A 14,895-nucleotide genomic window follows, 5' to 3' on the forward strand; every position below is an offset into this window, starting at 1 on the left:
ATTCTCAGGAAATACTCTTAATCGCACACACGAAGTTTCGAACGTGAGAGTGCTGCTGGTCACGGGGAAGTTGGCTGAACGGGCCGTCAGGGAGGCCGCCTCTAGAGTTAGGGGTGCGGAGGTTGAGGTCAAGGTTCTAGACTACCCCGTGGCCGCTCTGATGACGGCCAAGTACGTCGCCGAGAAGTTGAAGGGGGTTGACGGCAATTTCGACTACATAGTTGTCCCAGGCCTGGTCTTCGGTGATGTTTCCGTAGTCGAGAGAAGCACCGGAGTGAGGACGGTTAAGGGGAGCCAGGATGCCTACGACATCCCTGTTGTCATCGAGGCGCTCAAGAGGGGGTTACCCCTATCTTCTCTGGAGCCCGCTGACGCGGTGATAGCTAGGATAAGACTTTCCGATCTGAGGAAGGAAATAGCAGAGATGGAGAATAGTGCGGAATACGCCTTCGAACAGGATGGACTGAAGATCCCAATCTCTCCCCCACCTTTCAGGATATTCTTGGAGCTCGACGTAAAGTGGGACGAAGAGAGAGTGAAGAGGGAAGCCCTTAGGGTGAGGGACTACGTTGACGTCGTTGTAGTGGGTACTCCCGCTGGTAGCGACGATCCAGACTCTTTATCCCGGAAGGTGAAGACGCTTGTAGACCTAGGGTTCAGAGTAGGAGTGGACTCTGCTTCTCCGAACGAGCTGAAGGCCGGTGTGAGGGCGGGGGCCGGTTTCGTTTTCAACCTTAACGAGACCAATTTGGACCTACTAGAGGAGGCAAAGGACGCGACGTTCATAGTGGCTCCAACGTATCCAGAGGAAAGGGCGAAGAGGTGTCTCTCCATTTTCAGGGATGCTCAGAGGAGGGGTTACAGGAAGTTGATCTTGGATCCAGTGCTTTCTCCACCGGTCTTAGGAACTTTCCAGTCGCTCACAGAGTACGCTCAGGTTAGAAAGGAGCTCCCAAACGTCCCTACACTGATGGGAGTACTTAACGTCACAGAGTTGATCGACGCTGATAGCCACGGAGTCAACGCCTTGATGGCTACCTTGGCCCAGGAGTTGGGAGTGGGAAACCTACTCACCATGGATAAGGGGAGAACTAGGTGGTCGGCGTGGGAACTCAGGACCGCAACATCGATGGTGTCTTTAGCTCACGTCAGGAGGAAACCACCTAAGGACATCGGAGTAGACCTATTGATACTAAAGGACAGGGAAAGGGAGGATCGCGAGTTCCTCCATGCCGACCAGGTGATCGAGGTGAGCGAGATAGAACCTAAGATGGATCGAGGATTCGTGAGGATAGGATTAGAGGACGATAAGTTGGCTTTGGTATTTAATGATGGAAATCATAGAAGGAAAGTGAAGTTGATGAGCGAGAACGCACTATCTCTAGGAAGGGCCCTAGTGAGGAGTGTGTCAATGGATCCAGAACACGCACTATACGTAGGTTACGAGCTCGCTAAGGCGGAAATGGCGTTACAGCTGGGGAAGAGGTACGCACAGGACTCGCCCCTTTTCAGAGTGAGGATGAAATGATAAGGGTGGCCCTGCCCGAGATCTGGGAGGTCAACGTCGACAGGAGGAGATGGTTGGCTGTGGCCGTCTGTACGCATCTAGTGACACCGGATGCAGAGGGGGAGTTGGGGGAAATGGCGAGGTACTTAGTAGGGACCTTCTCCCTGGGTACAGCAGTGGAGAGGTTCAGGTTGGGGTACCCTGCGATCTTCGGGGGAGTCTTCGTCATGAGCGGAAGGTCACCTGTGAGGAGATTCGAGTTCAGGGGATACGTCAAGAGGGTCCCCCTCGCATGTCCCACTGAGTTAAACTCCCTAAAGGACCTAGACGGTGCTGTGATAGGGGGAGAGAGAGGGGCGCTGACGTTTTCCTCAGTTAGAAAGGACGGTTATGTCCCCGTTGATAATGTGGGCCTGCGGTTCATCACGGATACTCCACCGTCACGTACTGTTCCTTTCCCTCGTATATCCTGACTCTAACTGACTTTGGAGAGCCCAGTTTACTGTGTAGCTCTCTCGCCAATTCTGCCGCTATGAACTCGGCAGTTGGGAAGGGCGCATCGATCACCTTGATCTCTACCCTGAACGGGCCGCGTAGCTCCAGCTTCTCCACGTCCCTCGCTGGCACGATGAGCTTGTGGTCCCACTCCCTCAGGGTCTCCGTGAGTACCCTCCTCACCTCCTCGAAGTTGACCACGAACCCCGTGGACTCCTCAACTTCCCCCTCAACTTCGACGTTCACTTGGTAAGTGTGGCCGTGTATTTGGGAGTCGGCTGGAGAGGAGAGTGTGTAGTGGGCAGAATCTAGTGTGAACCCCTCAACTCCCACTCTGAACTTCAACCAAGATCCTCCTCAGGTTCTTGTCTACATGTTCCCACAGTGCCTCCGTTAGATACCTGATCTCGTCGCAGGTCAACTTAATGTCCTGGTCCCTCTTCATCGACTCTAACACCTTCAGGGCCCTCATAAGCTTCTGGAACTCGCCCCTCACAACCGTCCTACCTTGAAATGTGAGGTCCTCACCTAGAACGAAGTCCCCACCAACCTCCAGTATCTGATATAGGGCAAACGTCGCTTGACTAGCGTCAGCCTCGAACTCGTTCAACCTAGTGATCACTTCCCTAGTTAGGGTAGAGACGTAGTCCCTTACGAGGTCGACGAGACTGTCTACCACTTCCATCCCCATTCTGAACTTGGGATTCGCCAATAGTTCTCTGAACTTCGAGTTGGTGAGGCAAGAGGTGTCACAGGGAACGGGAACCATAAGTGGCTCTATTACCATGGACGGCCTCTCCCTCATGAACTCCTCCTCGAGGGAAGCCATGGGAAACAATATTACGGCCGTGTATAATAGCTTGCCGTGGACGCTCTAACTGGACTTACTCGGATGGCCTTGGAGGGCTTTATGGAGTGGTTCGGTAAAGACGTGGTGGGGATCGCGGCCCTGCGCTCCGATAATGAGATGCACGTTCTGATTCTCGTGGACGGCATCCGTGAGATCTCGATCACCGCTAGGACGGAAATCTGGAGGAAGTTCTACGAAGCTCTCAGGACATCTCACCTCTTCTCCTCCTACGTCGAGGAGTTCGGGACTGCTCCACGTATAGTTGGGATCTTGCTTTCCCCAGAGGAAGTGGACTACCACATCCCGTGGGTCGTCCACCTCCTTCTCCAGGGGACAGTCCTCCTGGATCCGAAGGGCATTCTGAAGAAGGCAAGGGAAGTTCTGAAAGGGGTCAAGACGTTCCAGCATAGAAACGGGGCAGTTGTAGTAATGGGCGATCTCTCCAAGGGGGAGGTGGTTGACCTTTGAACAACAGCGCTCTAGCCTCGGAATACATGCTCCGTGCCTCGAGAAGTCTAAAGGAGGCGAGACAGAGTCACGAGGAAGGAGACCTAGTAGGGGCCGTGGTCAGTGCTGGAGAGGCTGTGGATTACGCTGCTAGGGTGGTTCTGGCACTCTATGGGATCGTTCCACTCTGTCTTGGAGCATCCTTCGTTTTGGAGTACCTGATTTCCAAGGGGAAAGCCACCGAGATCGTCAAGCTGGTAGGGGAAATGGAGGAGATCGCGTTGAAGGGGTTACTGGCCGAGAAGCTCGACGAATCGTCCCTCAAGTCCCCCTCAGTCGTGGTAAGAGAGGTCGAGGTGAAGGCCACAATTGAGAGGGCCTCAAGGGTGATAGAGGCAGTGGAGGGGATTTTCGACGACTTTCACGATTGACTTGGATTCCCATCAGTGTGGCACCGATCCTTGGGAAGCGCTTGGCCACTTGAGGGGGGAAGAAGTGTTGTTCAAGGTGAGTGCTAGCAATCCGCTTCTTCCAGAGCTCACTCGGGAACTCGAGATCGTGAAGGTTGAGGGTGGTGTACTTTTATTGAAGTTCAGAGATGGATCTCCTTCTACTCTCTAGTGAGGTCAATGATGGGTTACACCGAGTTGGCCGACTACTCTTCGGCTTCGCTCCTAAATTCCATGCTCCACGACGATCTTTCTGAAGACCTGGTGGACATGCTCAAGGGAAGGACAGTGGCCGTTGTAGGTGCTGGCCCTTCTCTGACTTCCGTGTCCCACTTCAGCGAAGAAAGGGTGATCGCAGCCGACGGTGCCTCAAGGTATCTAATGGAGAAGGGCATAACTCCTGACGTAGTGGTGACGGACTTAGACGGCATTTCAGAAGTATTTCCCACGTTCTACGTAGTCCACGCTCACGGCGACAACTTCCATTTGTTGTGGAGAGTCGGGCTGATGAAGAAGGTTGTGGGGACGTGTCAAGTGGCGCCGTTCGGCAGGCTCAAGGTCTTCGGCGGCTTCACAGACGGAGACAGAGCTGTGGCGCTGGCGCTTGCTGCGGGAGCGATGAAAGTGAGGCTTTACGGTATGGACTTCGACTCTGAGCTCACGGGGAAGTACTCTAAGCCAACTCTCCAGGACGATATCCCTTCCTCCCCTACAAAGAGGGCTAAACTCAAGATAGCCAAGTGGGTAGTGGAGGAATTAATGCAGGACGGACTCAGGCACAAAGTCTGAAACGTATGAACCCCCTTAGCCCAGAAGGGCGAGGCTTTCCGCCCCCTTAACTTCATCATTTTGTAAACCACCCTGCCGTCGCCGAAATAGACGTTAGAAGTAAAGAGATGAACTATCTAAGTTAGGAGCACTTTTAACTGAGTTAGTTGAGTCTAACCATATGAGTCTGATCCCGAGAGCGCCTAACGTTAAACCTGGAGAGAAGTTCGATGTCATAGTTGTGGGTCTAGGTCCAGCAGCCTATGGGGCGGCTCTCTATAGTGCTAGATATATGTTGAAGACGCTCGTAATTGGAGAGACGCCTGGTGGTCAGTTGACGGAGGCCGGCGAGGTCGACGACTATCTCGGACTTGCTGGAATTAACGCTGGAGACATGATAAAGACCTTCTCTGCACACGTCGCCAAGTACAACGTCCCAATACTAATGGACAGGGTGGAGTCGTTATCTAAGAGCGGGGAGGAGTTCGTGGTTAGAACGAAAAGGAGGGGCGATTACAGCGCAAAGGCTGTAGTATTGGCTATAGGAGTGAAGAGGAGGAAGCTCGGTGTACCTGGCGAGGATCAATTCGCCGGGAGGGGAGTATCTTATTGTTCCGTCTGCGATGCCCCTCTGTTCAAGGGGAAGAGAGTTGTTGTAGTGGGGGAGGTAATTCAGCGCTAGAGGGGGCAGAGCTACTCACCCGTTACGCAACTAAGGTGTACTTGGTTCACAGGAGAGATGAGTTCAGAGCGCAACCGATATACGTCAAACTGGTCAAAGAGAAGCCCAACGTGGAGTTCCTCCTGAACTCGAGGGTGACCAAGATCGAGGGGGAAAAGTTGGTGAGGAGAGTTACAGTGGAGTCTCTCAAGGACGGTAAAACAACGGAACTAGAGGTCGACGGCATTTTCATAGAGATCGGATTCGACCCAGACGTCGAGTTCGCCAAGAGGAACGGTATCGAGACTGACGAGTTCGGCTACATAAAGGTGGACGAATGGATGAGGACGAACGTCCCTGGAGTGTTCGCTGCTGGAGACTGCACTCAGATGTGGATAGGTTTTAGACAGGTGGTCACTGCTGCGGCACAGGCAGCTGTAGCTGCACATAGTGCTTACAATTACATAAACGAACTCAAGGGGAACACTGGTGGAGCTTAGGGCGGGCCTAGAAAAGGTGGCCCAGGACGTAGCGCACTTTCTTCGAGAGGTGAGGGACGACTCGCTCGACGTAGTTATAAAGAAGCACGGAACCGACTATACTAAGAAAGTGGACGAGTTGGCAGAGGCGAGGGTCTTTGAGGGGTTGGAAAGAGAGGGCTTCCACTTCGACGTGGTGAGCGAGGAGTCGGGGAGAACTGTGAGGGGGTCAGATTACGTTGTGGTTGTGGATCCGTTGGACGGGAGCACTAACTACCTCTCTGGGATACCCTGGTGCTCCGTCTCACTGGCCCTTTTCCACAAGGGTGGAAGGCTTCTAGATAGTTTTGCTGGTGCTGTGGCCGAGATCTACAGGGACGTGGTATACTCCTACGATGAAGAAGGATCTTATGTAAATGGTGTAAGGACCTCGAGGAAGAGGCCTCAGGAAGTCGTGATAGGCTACTTCAACTCATCCCAGTGGGAGCAGGCGAAGAGGATATTAGACGACTTCCCTGGGGCAAAGGTGAGAAGTCTTGGAAGTGCCTCCTTAGATATGATAAACGTCTGCCTAGGGTCAAGCAGAGCCTACTTCGACTTGCGGGGAAGGTTGAGGAACGTGGACGTCGCTGCATCCTTAGGCTTCTGTCTAAGACTCGGTCTGAGGCCCACTAGCTTCGACGGTTCGCCTCTTGAGGTTGATGTCGACGATGTAAGACAGATCCAGAGTATAGTCCTGAGAGGGTAGAACTTAGTCCATCATTTGGAACAATAACAAGTTACGGCTCACTTCACTGGTTTCCTGTCGCTCTAGTCAATGGCTTGCATTAACCTGTGAAGTTTATATGTTTTGTACCTAAGGCAACATGTCATCAGGATGGGTGTAGTTGTATCTGTGGGTATGGTGATTTCAGGTGTGCAGGTGTCCTCATCCGTTCTCGACACTCAGACGAGTCTTGCCACCCCACTAATGGGACTAAGAGAGGTGAGCATTCTCGGCGACCTTAATTAACCCCTAGGGGGGGGGGGAGAATCACAAATCAGTGAAAAGTGAACTAAGGCACAACCCCCTGAAAAGCTGCGCTTAAACTCCCCCAAAACGATTTTTAGCTAAATAATCGAGTCCCCCTAGTGAGAATAGAAGTCTTGGGGTTAAGGGAGGGGTAGGTAAGTCCACGGTGGCAGCGCATCTCGCGAAGGCCTTGGCAGAACTTGGAAGGAAGGTACTGTTCTTGGATAGAGACTACAACGGTTGGGGCTCTTGGTCCCTCGGTGTGGAGTCCAAGGGTCTCCTGTGGTGGGCCATGCATGGAGGCGAAAGAGACTTCATGAAAGAAACTAGGCCTAACCTGAAGGTATTGAAGTTGTATCCTCCCTCCCCCCAGTTTTACGAACTCATTCTCAGGGTTCACAGGAGCTTGGAGCTTATGACTAAGGGAGCTGAGGCATATAAAGAAGTCCTGAGGAGCGACGACTTCGACTACTTCGTTGTTGATAACCCTGTCAACGTGGGTCCTGACGACGAAGCCGCCAGACACGAAAGGGAGTTCTTCTACCAGGCCAGGCCCGAGCAGGAAGGAGTAGGACTCTTCGTCTCTGATCCCTCTACACCAGGCCTCAGGGCTGTTGCTAATTACGTGAAGGCCTCCTCTACTTGGGTCAAACCCCTAGCCCTGGTGGTAAATATGATCCCTCCCACTCCAGACGAAGTTGAGAGAGTCCAGATGTGGCTCAGGGAGAACTGTCTCCCTCTCTCCTTCAAAATCTGTGAAGCAGTAGAATTCGACGACACTCTTTACCAGTATCGCCAGTTCCCTAATCCAGAAGTGAAGTGGGAGGCCATATTCAACTTAGCGAAAAAGATAACGGACCTGGGAAACTAGGTACCCTTCCCCCCCTTCTTCCTTATAGAGGGTCTAACCCTCTCTATGGCCTCCTCCAGGTCCTCGAACTTGAGGGTCCTGGAGGAGTTACCTGCGATCCTCTCCCTCAGCAACTTTATCTTGGCCTCCCGAGTCACGGCCGCTATATCGGCCCCAGAGTAACCCTCTGTCATCTGGGCCAACTTCTCACACTTCAACGCGTCGCACACGTCTGCCCCTAGGTACTTCTTGAATATCTCGACCCTTTCTTCCAAGTTCGGCAACGGTACGTGTACCACCTTGTCGAATCTCCCAGGCCTCAGGAGAGCTGGGTCTATAGCCTTTATCCTGTTTGTCGTGGCAATAATCACCACTTCCTTCAACGACCTTATTCCGTCCATCTCAGTCAGGATTTGGTTCACCACCTTGGACGTTTCGTTTCCCTTACTGTTCCTCCTGGAGGCTATTGCGTCTAGTTCGTCTAGGAGAATTATGCTGGGCTTGTTCTCTCTGGCCCTGTTGAATATTTCCTTTATTGCGTTCACAGCTCCCTCGTAGCCCTTGTACATCACCTCGGCTCCACTTAACGATATGAGTTTCACACCCAACGACTTCGCCAATGCCCTAGACATCATGGTCTTCCCTACTCCTGGGGGACCGTAGAGTAGTATTCCCCTTATGGGTGTGACGTTGAGTTCCTCCATCAGTTTAGTGTACTTGAACTGCATTTCAAGTAGCTCGTAGAGCTCCCTCTTTATGTCGCTATACCCTCCCACACTGTTCAGAGTGAGCCTTGATTCCTCCTCATCTCCCAGTTCCCTCCCTTTGAACCTCCTCTCGAAGTCCATCCTGAACTTCTCGTAGTCCTCCAGCATTTGGAGCGTTATGCTCGGCTTGTACCTCTTTATCACCTGCGAGAAGTCGTCCATACTTATCTTTCTTTCCCCCTTTTCTAGGGCTTCGCTGGCCACTCTTCTGGCGACTTCTTGGCACAAGTTAGCGAGGTCAGCTCCACTGTACCTCTCGGTGGCGTCAGCGATCTTATCTAGGTCCACCGTTTCGTCCAGGGGCTTGTCGGAACAGTGGACTTTCAGGATCTGCCTCCTAGCATCCCTGTCAGGGGGTCCCACGAATATGACCTTGTCGAACCTACCGGCCCTAAGAAGGGCCTTGTCTAGGAGTTGCGGGACGTTAGTTGATCCCACTATGATCACGCTATCGTCGCTCTGAAGCCCGTCTATTTCAGAGAGCATGAGGGAGAGCAGCCTTGGTGTCACCGAGTCTCCAGTGTGACTCTCCCTCTTGGTACCTATGGTGTCTATCTCATCGAAGAACAATATGCAAGGAGCGGTCTTCCTAGCGCTGGCGAAGAGTTCCTTCAGTCTGGCCTCACTTTCCCCGTACCATTTACTCATTATATCGCTCACGTTGACGTATATGAAGTTCAACCTCGACTCTGAGGCTAAGGCCTTCATCATGAGGCTCTTACCGCAGCCAGGGGGACCAAAGAGAAGTATACCTTTAGGCGGCTTGAGCCCGTACTTCCTAGCCAGTTCCCTGTTCTTCAGGGGAAGCTCCATGTACTCCCTTATCTCCTTCTTTACGTCGTCGTACCCTCCAACTGACTCCCAACTCACCTCCCTGTCTCCCTGTTTTTTCTGCTGTCTTTGTCTCGACCTAGCTTCCTGTGGCTTCTCGGTGGGCATGAGCTTAGAAGTGTATCGTCGGGTAGCGTACACTAGGACACCCACTCCGAATGCCAAGGAGAGGGCGATCGTGAGGTACTGATCCACCAAACTCAACGTACTCTAATTACTGTTTGGAACACATCTTAAAATATGTTATATAGAAGAGGGTTAACAAGACGGAAAGCGCTCATAGATGAGCCTAGGCGCAGGCGTCCTCTAGGCCCCCGAAGGAGACAAGTTTTGTCTTGACTGAAGTTAAAGAGGAAGACACCCCCGTGGAACGGTCACACAGTTATATCCCCTTTTGTTAAATATACTTTGAACTAAAGATCACCGACGGAGCGGCCACCGAGACGTCTCCAAGCGAGGACGCCTCGGTTTCATGCGTTTTCAGAGCGGGAACAACCTTCAGTGCTCTGGAGCTTCACCCTATTTAGAGAGTTCTATTAGAGGGAGCTAACCAAGATTTATGCATGAACGTTTATCTCCTTATACCGAATATAAAGATGAAGACCATTACCACGCCGATTCCCTTCCACATGCCAGGTCTAGAACCAGAAACCACCAACTACCTGTTCGTTTAAGTTTTATTGGGGAGAGTGAGGTCCTCCAGGACCTTCCTAGCTGCGTTATATCCAGGAGCCCCCGTTACTCCCCCTCCGGGATGGGTACCTGCCCCACAGAGGTATAGCCCCTCAATGGGGGTGAGGTAGTTGCTCATCCCGGGCACCGGCCTGAAGAAGTAGAGCTGGTCAGGAGTCATCTCCTCGTGGAATATATGCCCTTCCCACATTCCGAACCTCCTCTCCAAATCCAACGGCGTTAATACTTCGTACCTCACCGGCTTGAAGTTAGGTGCGTACTCTCGAACCTTTCTAATAACTAACTCCCCGTACTCCTCCTTTACCTGATCTAGGGACTTGGAGTAAGGCAAGTACTGTCCGAAGATGGAGAAGGAGAACTTACCTGGGGGTGCTAATGAGGGATCCACGGCGGACTGTATGTTTAATGACAGCCACGGTTCCTTGGACATCCCGAAGCTCACCGCATCAGAATAAGCTCTTTCTACGTACTTGACGTCGGGCATTATCAATATTGAAGCGGAGTGTTCCGGCCTAAGTTCCTTCCCTCCTCCGAAGTCAGGAAGCTCCTCTAAATAGCCGACTACCTTGAACGAAGTACCCCTGGTCTTCGTGCTTCGCACTCTCCGTCTCACGTCTTCATCGACTTCCGTGTTCCTGAGGAGTTTGAGAAAGGTGGTCTTCGGGTCGGCGTTTGAAAGAACAATTTTGCTTTCCACTATCCTGTTATCCATCAGCCTCACTCCGGTAACCTTCCCGTACTTCACCAAGATTTCGTCCACTTCGATTCCCGTCATGATGGTCACACCTAAGTTTTCAGCTGCACCCTTCAGAGCTCGAGTAACTCCTCCCATTCCTCCCTTTACGTAACCCCAAGCACCCTTGATCCCGTTCGCTTCTCCTAGCACGTGGTGTGCTAATACATAGGCCGTCCCCGGGGCCGAGGGAGGGGTGAACGTCCCCACAACGGCGTCTTCTATGAGGGCGGTTATTAGTTCCTCGGACTCGAACCATTCCCTCAACAACGACTCTGCGTCCTTAAGTAGTACTTGGGCCACGTCCTCTAGCTTGTCTTTAGCACTCTCCTTCAAGAGTTCCAAGAGGGACCCCCCTTCTTCCAACGATATTGGGGGAGTGAGCATTAGTACATCGAACAAGTCGTAAAGGTCCTCCCAGAACTTTACCCACTTGGGGTACTCCAACGCATCCTTCTGGGAGAACTTTGAAATCTCCTTGGCCGATCTCTGCACGTCAGACCACAGAGTTAACGATCTGGGCCTAAGTGGGAGGAAGAGTCCGGGGTCCTTGTTATAGACGCTAAGGCCGTGATCAGCTAGCCTCAGGTCCTTCACTATCTTAGGTCTGAGTAGGCTAAGAACGTAAGCCCCCGTGTTCACAGTTACCCCAGGCCAAAGCTCTTCTGAGACACACGCTCCTCCTACTATGGGCCTCCTCTCTATTACGGTAACCTTGAGTCCTGCTCTTGCCAGATAGGAGGCTGCTACCAGTCCGTTATGTCCCCCTCCTACAACTACAACGTCAAACTTCACTTCCTGAGCCTCCTGAAGGTAACTACCATTGCCAGCCCTACAACCATTATACCTAGGGCTGCAAAGGAGGCGACCTCTACCAGTTCAGTGAACCCCATTCTTTATCGTCCTATAGATTTCCTTTACGTTCTTATAACTATGTGAGGTTCGAAAGTTTGAACTTAGTGTATTCGGGGTTCCCTTAGTTTACAGAGAGGGGGTTGAGGGGGCGGAAAGCCTCGCCCTTCACGGCGGGGACGGACAGCCCCCTCATATTTATACTTCTTTGTGAAATTTCTCTTAGTGGTACTAACGACGCTCCTCCCCAGCTCGATCGAGGGCTTAATGGGACTGAGGGAGGAGCGAGCAGCGGCTTCAATTTCCTTTAAGGGACTAGACGTAATGGGTGAAAGTCCCCTCCTCTTCAAATGGGAGTGGATCTCTGATCCACTCGACTGCCCACCAAACGAGACATGTAAACCCGAACCGATGGTGGGAACGACGATCCCTCTGGGAGGGAACCCTCGTCCCTTCCAGGGCGGGGAGGAAGTCAGTCTGGCCTATACTAGACGAAAGTTTCCTCATCATCGACGGGGATACTCTATTTCGAATCGTCGTGGAAATAGACCTTAGTAAAGGGCCCTCACGCCACCTCGCTCTAGTAGGCCCCTCCAGAGCAAGTCTCCATCGTCTATTCGAGACTAAGCTTCTCATCTGGCGGGCCGGTGGCACTATAATTTCCACACTAACGGTTGGAGTCCTTTGTGTATCCAGACGTCGAACCCACTCAGGCCCTTCTACAGTGGAGCTACCGGGGTAATGTCCTAGAAAAGACTTTCCCACAATACAAAGGGCCTAGGATTACGAGGTTGACCCTTTAACTCTATCTTTGTAATTTGTGATTGAAAGAAACTCTAACTCTGGGCCCAGTCATATATCGACTTATGGGGAAAAACGGAGACTTATTCGTCCTCCTTTACTCCCTCGGTCGGCTTGACCACGTACTTGAGAAACGCGTAGCCACCTAATCCAAGAAGAATGAGAATTACAGCGTTTATTATTGCGAACTCTCCTACGCTCATTTCACTCACCTATGAAGACGTATGGACTCACGAGCCCAGGTACTACATCCACGTAAGCTTGGTATTCTAAGTTAGTACCAGTGATGTATAGAGAGTAGTTCCCCACTTCTAACGAAGGTAAGGATATAAGCTCGGAACTGTTGGCTGGAACTACGTATTCCGTGGACGACCTACTGAACTCAATCGTGAGGTTGAATGGTTCTTCGTTGTAAACTGTTAAGTTCAAGGTCCAGTTGAAAGGCACAAACATTGTCACTCCACCGCTGCTGGTCCCGTTTACTTGGTCGTTTTCCACTGAAAGAGACGCTATCGCCGTCTGATTCACAGGGACCTCGCCGAGGGGACTCCCCACGTATCTCTTGAAGGGCGCTGGGTACTGCCTAAAAGGAGGTGATGAAGTAGCGACTAAGTTATAAGAAAGGAACCCTGCCATTACAGCAGTTCCGACGAAAATCACCAACAGAACCGCTAGGCCAACCTTCGCCATTACTCGCTCACCCCAGCGTAGTACTTGGCAACTACCCACTTCGTCAGCATGGAGAAGGCCGGAACCGCCATTAGAACGAACCCAATTCCGCCTAACCATGCGAACACAGTCATCACCTGCATGTAAGGTAGGAATTCGACCGGGTAAGCTATCTCCCTCCTAATCAGTCCTTGGTACCCCGCCGCCATCATGGCAAAGCCCACAACAAGGAAAGAACCGAACCACAGAAGCAGTCCAGCTCTTATTGATTTGAGACTAAGCCTCGAGAGAGGTGCGATTTTTCCGAACGCGTTGAGGAACTGATCCAAAATTATCCCCAGCGAGCCGAGTATTATAATGGTCCATATCATAAGGTGGAAGTGACCGACGACGTAGTATGTGTTGTGAACGATAGGATTAAGGGCGTTCTCGGGAAGAATTAGTGCAGGCAATCCCGCTATTATGAAGCCCAGTAGTGCTAGGAAGTAGGCTAGTCCCCTAACGTCCTTGAAGTCGTAGGACTTGGCCAGAAAGAGCGTCAGTCCCAGGTTCAGAACGGTCACTCCAGAGCCCGCGGCGAGTATTAACGTACTTGCGTTGACGAAGCCTCTTATCCACACTGGTAAGGGCCAGGTGAGCATGTGGTGAGCCCAGACGAGCATTGTGAAGACGAAGAGAAGGAACAAATTCCACCTCGCCCACTTCTCGCTGAAGAGCTTTCTACCTGCGAACTTAGGTATGTAAGCGTAGAGCGCTCCGAACACTGCGAAAGGAACGAAGTAAACTACGGGGTGCCCCCAGCTCCAGAATAGGAGGAAAGCAACGGTCGGGTTCACGTAGACGTGCGCCAGTATGGCGAGCGTGTACCACAGGAGCACGGCCATCAAGAAGGGAGTCGTGAACACTATCATTGCAGTGAAGGTGAGGGCGTAAGTGGGAAAGATCGAGAGCCTTCCCTTCGTCCTCCGAGTCTTCATTCCGTCGAAGACTGTTATTGCAGCAGCTCCAGTTATGCAGAGTTCCGTGATGAACAGTCCTATATAGGTGAGCGCTATAGCCGGCCCAGAGTAGAAGTTGAACGTAGTCTGAAGTAGTCCTAAGGGTGGAGTGATGTACCACGAGGTCATAGGCCCTCCGGCGAGGGCAATTATCATGCCCAGGTTGGCCAACCAGAATAGGACGTTAACCAGTGTGAAGTGAGAGATCTCCATTCCTTCCTCTTTGTACATGGCGTACATGCCTATCCCTATTGTCAAGAACGGAACCAGAAGGTACATTGCGATGTAGCCGTGGAGTGTCAGGAGAGAGTAGTATATCGGAGCTATGGCCTCAGTGTTGTAGGGGTTGAGGAGAATTATCCTGAAGAAGAGCGCCGCGAGTCCCATGACCGCGAGCCACACTAACCCCGCTGCAGTGAACAGTATCGACGTCCCTAGGGTAGTGTGGGAGAAGTACTTCTCAGTGAGACCTTTTAGCATTGGAAGAGGTGTCCAAGGGAGGTTCCTTCCTAGGGTCGCCATCAGATCACCTCGAGTGTTCCATACATGAATGAATGGCCTATCCCACAGTACTCGCTGCACCTCCAAGTGTAGTTGCCAGGAACGTGGGGGCGTAAAAGAACACGTAAGAGAAGGTCCCAGGCACTATGTCAACGTTAACTGTACCGTCCGGTAACTTCAGCATGAAACCGTGAACCACGTCCCTAGAGTGAAGTATCACGAGAACTGGCTGACCAGGCTTAGCAACGATCACGTCTGGAGTGTAGCCCCACTGAAATGCCGTCATATTGACCACCAGAGTCCCATTCGGCAGCGGCCTGGGCACGCCAGACGCTAAGGGCAGGCCATACCTGTAGTTAGTGGAGGTACCGTTTGCCACCTCGGAGAGACTCCATCCGGCGAATATAGCTACCAAGATTAACAATACAATGAACCAAGTCAACTCACCGTGCTTCTTCACCCACTCTGAGGCTCCCATAACTATCAGGAAAAGGTCTCCTCACTCATATTTTAAGTTTTATGTAGGTTATCT

At 51.9% G+C, this 14,895-nt stretch carries 15 protein-coding genes and 3 pseudogenes; 11 read left to right on the forward strand and 7 right to left on the reverse strand.

The window, feature by feature from the left end:
- The first annotated feature begins 43 nt into the window (after positions 1-43).
- A complete protein-coding gene (locus HS1genome_RS07030; protein ID WP_126450172.1) occupies positions 44-1,528 on the forward strand; it encodes a dihydropteroate synthase-like protein in 1,485 nt (494 codons plus the stop codon).
- Positions 1,525-1,980, forward strand: coding sequence for a hypothetical protein (locus HS1genome_RS07035; RefSeq protein WP_126450173.1), 456 nt, complete (start codon positions 1,525-1,527; stop codon positions 1,978-1,980). The genes HS1genome_RS07030 and HS1genome_RS07035 overlap by 4 nt, the downstream gene beginning before the upstream one ends.
- On the opposite strand, the gene HS1genome_RS07040 is transcribed toward HS1genome_RS07035, so the two are convergent.
- Positions 1,931-2,347, reverse strand: coding sequence for a 6-pyruvoyl trahydropterin synthase family protein (locus HS1genome_RS07040; RefSeq protein ID WP_126450174.1), 417 nt, complete (start codon positions 2,345-2,347; stop codon positions 1,931-1,933). The two genes, HS1genome_RS07035 and HS1genome_RS07040, sit on opposite strands and share 50 nt — an antisense overlap.
- Positions 2,325-2,831, reverse strand: a complete 507-nt coding sequence (locus HS1genome_RS07045) for a hypothetical protein (protein WP_126450175.1) — start codon at positions 2,829-2,831, stop codon at positions 2,325-2,327. Before HS1genome_RS07045 ends, HS1genome_RS07040 begins: the two co-directional genes overlap by 23 nt.
- Positions 2,832-2,867: 36 nt before the next feature.
- Here HS1genome_RS07045 and HS1genome_RS07050 point away from each other — a divergent pair, with 36 nt between their 5' ends.
- From HS1genome_RS07050 to HS1genome_RS07080, 8 genes and pseudogenes are all read left to right on the forward strand, one after another.
- Positions 2,868-3,320, forward strand: a complete 453-nt coding sequence (locus HS1genome_RS07050; protein WP_126450176.1) for a hypothetical protein — start codon at positions 2,868-2,870, stop codon at positions 3,318-3,320.
- Positions 3,317-3,730, forward strand: a complete 414-nt coding sequence (locus HS1genome_RS07055) for a HEPN domain-containing protein (protein WP_126450177.1) — start codon at positions 3,317-3,319, stop codon at positions 3,728-3,730. The genes HS1genome_RS07050 and HS1genome_RS07055 overlap by 4 nt, the downstream gene beginning before the upstream one ends.
- 64 nt (positions 3,731-3,794) lie before the next feature.
- Positions 3,795-3,920 (forward strand): hypothetical protein, encoded by a 126-nt coding sequence (locus HS1genome_RS13015; protein WP_268243595.1) that lies wholly within the window; start codon positions 3,795-3,797, stop codon positions 3,918-3,920.
- A gap of 8 nt (positions 3,921-3,928) precedes the next feature.
- Positions 3,929-4,537: a 6-hydroxymethylpterin diphosphokinase MptE-like protein gene (locus HS1genome_RS07065; protein WP_126450179.1), complete on the forward strand. Its 609-nt coding sequence runs from the start codon at positions 3,929-3,931 to the stop codon at positions 4,535-4,537.
- A gap of 160 nt (positions 4,538-4,697) precedes the next feature.
- A pseudogene (gene trxB / locus HS1genome_RS07070) lies at positions 4,698-5,677 on the forward strand (thioredoxin-disulfide reductase).
- The gene (locus HS1genome_RS07075) at positions 5,667-6,404 is read left to right on the forward strand and encodes an inositol monophosphatase family protein (protein WP_158613738.1); all 738 of its coding nucleotides are present in this window, start codon (positions 5,667-5,669) and stop codon (positions 6,402-6,404) included. The pseudogene trxB and the gene HS1genome_RS07075 overlap by 11 nt, the downstream one beginning before the upstream one ends.
- Before the next feature lie 129 nt (positions 6,405-6,533).
- The gene (locus tag HS1genome_RS13020) at positions 6,534-6,668 is read left to right on the forward strand and encodes a hypothetical protein (RefSeq protein ID WP_268243594.1); all 135 of its coding nucleotides are present in this window, start codon (positions 6,534-6,536) and stop codon (positions 6,666-6,668) included.
- 148 nt (positions 6,669-6,816) lie between these two features.
- A pseudogene (locus HS1genome_RS07080) lies at positions 6,817-7,539 on the forward strand (tyrosine-protein kinase family protein); the annotation flags it as partial.
- Here HS1genome_RS07080 and HS1genome_RS07085 read toward each other — a convergent pair.
- Entirely contained in the window at positions 7,536-9,320 is a 1,785-nt protein-coding gene (locus tag HS1genome_RS07085; protein ID WP_373286803.1) for an AAA family ATPase, read from the reverse strand. The pseudogene HS1genome_RS07080 and the gene HS1genome_RS07085 overlap by 4 nt on opposite strands.
- Before the next feature lie 466 nt (positions 9,321-9,786).
- Complete coding sequence (locus tag HS1genome_RS07090) at positions 9,787-11,337, reverse strand: phytoene desaturase family protein (RefSeq protein ID WP_126450182.1); 1,551 nt, start codon at positions 11,335-11,337, stop codon at positions 9,787-9,789.
- Positions 11,338-11,619: 282 nt separating this feature from the next.
- On the opposite strand from HS1genome_RS07090, the gene HS1genome_RS12665 reads away from it, so the two are divergent.
- On the forward strand, positions 11,620-11,949 hold the full coding sequence (locus HS1genome_RS12665) for a hypothetical protein (protein WP_229768284.1): 330 nt from the start codon (positions 11,620-11,622) through the stop codon (positions 11,947-11,949).
- Positions 11,950-12,399: 450 nt separating this feature from the next.
- Here HS1genome_RS12665 and HS1genome_RS07100 read toward each other — a convergent pair whose 3' ends face one another.
- The 3 genes and pseudogenes from HS1genome_RS07100 to soxA all read right to left on the reverse strand — a co-directional run bounded on the left by HS1genome_RS07100 (position 12,400) and on the right by soxA (position 14,841).
- The gene (locus tag HS1genome_RS07100; protein ID WP_158613739.1) at positions 12,400-12,885 is read right to left on the reverse strand and encodes a sulfocyanin-like copper-binding protein; all 486 of its coding nucleotides are present in this window, start codon (positions 12,883-12,885) and stop codon (positions 12,400-12,402) included.
- Positions 12,885-14,384, reverse strand: a complete 1,500-nt coding sequence (locus tag HS1genome_RS07105) for a cbb3-type cytochrome c oxidase subunit I (RefSeq protein ID WP_126450184.1) — start codon at positions 14,382-14,384, stop codon at positions 12,885-12,887. The genes HS1genome_RS07100 and HS1genome_RS07105 overlap by 1 nt, the downstream gene beginning before the upstream one ends.
- Positions 14,384-14,841 (reverse strand): annotated as a pseudogene (soxA, locus tag HS1genome_RS07110) (proton pump complex quinol oxidase subunit SoxA). The gene HS1genome_RS07105 and the pseudogene soxA overlap by 1 nt, the downstream one beginning before the upstream one ends.
- Positions 14,842-14,895 lie beyond the last annotated feature (54 nt).

The sequence above is a fragment of the Sulfodiicoccus acidiphilus genome, from assembly GCF_003967175.1.
Lineage (GTDB): Archaea > Thermoproteota > Thermoprotei_A > Sulfolobales > Sulfolobaceae > Sulfodiicoccus > Sulfodiicoccus acidiphilus.

Coding starts and splice junctions, on each gene's coding strand:
- HS1genome_RS07035 (WP_126450173.1), top strand. CDS start 1,525: ATGATAAGGGTGGCCCTGCCCGAGATCTGGGAGGTCAACGTCGACAGG.
- HS1genome_RS07045 (WP_126450175.1), bottom strand. CDS start 2,831: ATGGCTTCCCTCGAGGAGGAGTTCATGAGGGAGAGGCCGTCCATGGTA.
- HS1genome_RS07065 (WP_126450179.1), top strand. CDS start 3,929: ATGATGGGTTACACCGAGTTGGCCGACTACTCTTCGGCTTCGCTCCTA.
- HS1genome_RS13020 (WP_268243594.1), top strand. CDS start 6,534: ATGGGTGTAGTTGTATCTGTGGGTATGGTGATTTCAGGTGTGCAGGTG.
- HS1genome_RS07100 (WP_158613739.1), bottom strand. CDS start 12,885: ATGGCGAAGGTTGGCCTAGCGGTTCTGTTGGTGATTTTCGTCGGAACT.
- HS1genome_RS07105 (WP_126450184.1), bottom strand. CDS start 14,384: ATGGCGACCCTAGGAAGGAACCTCCCTTGGACACCTCTTCCAATGCTA.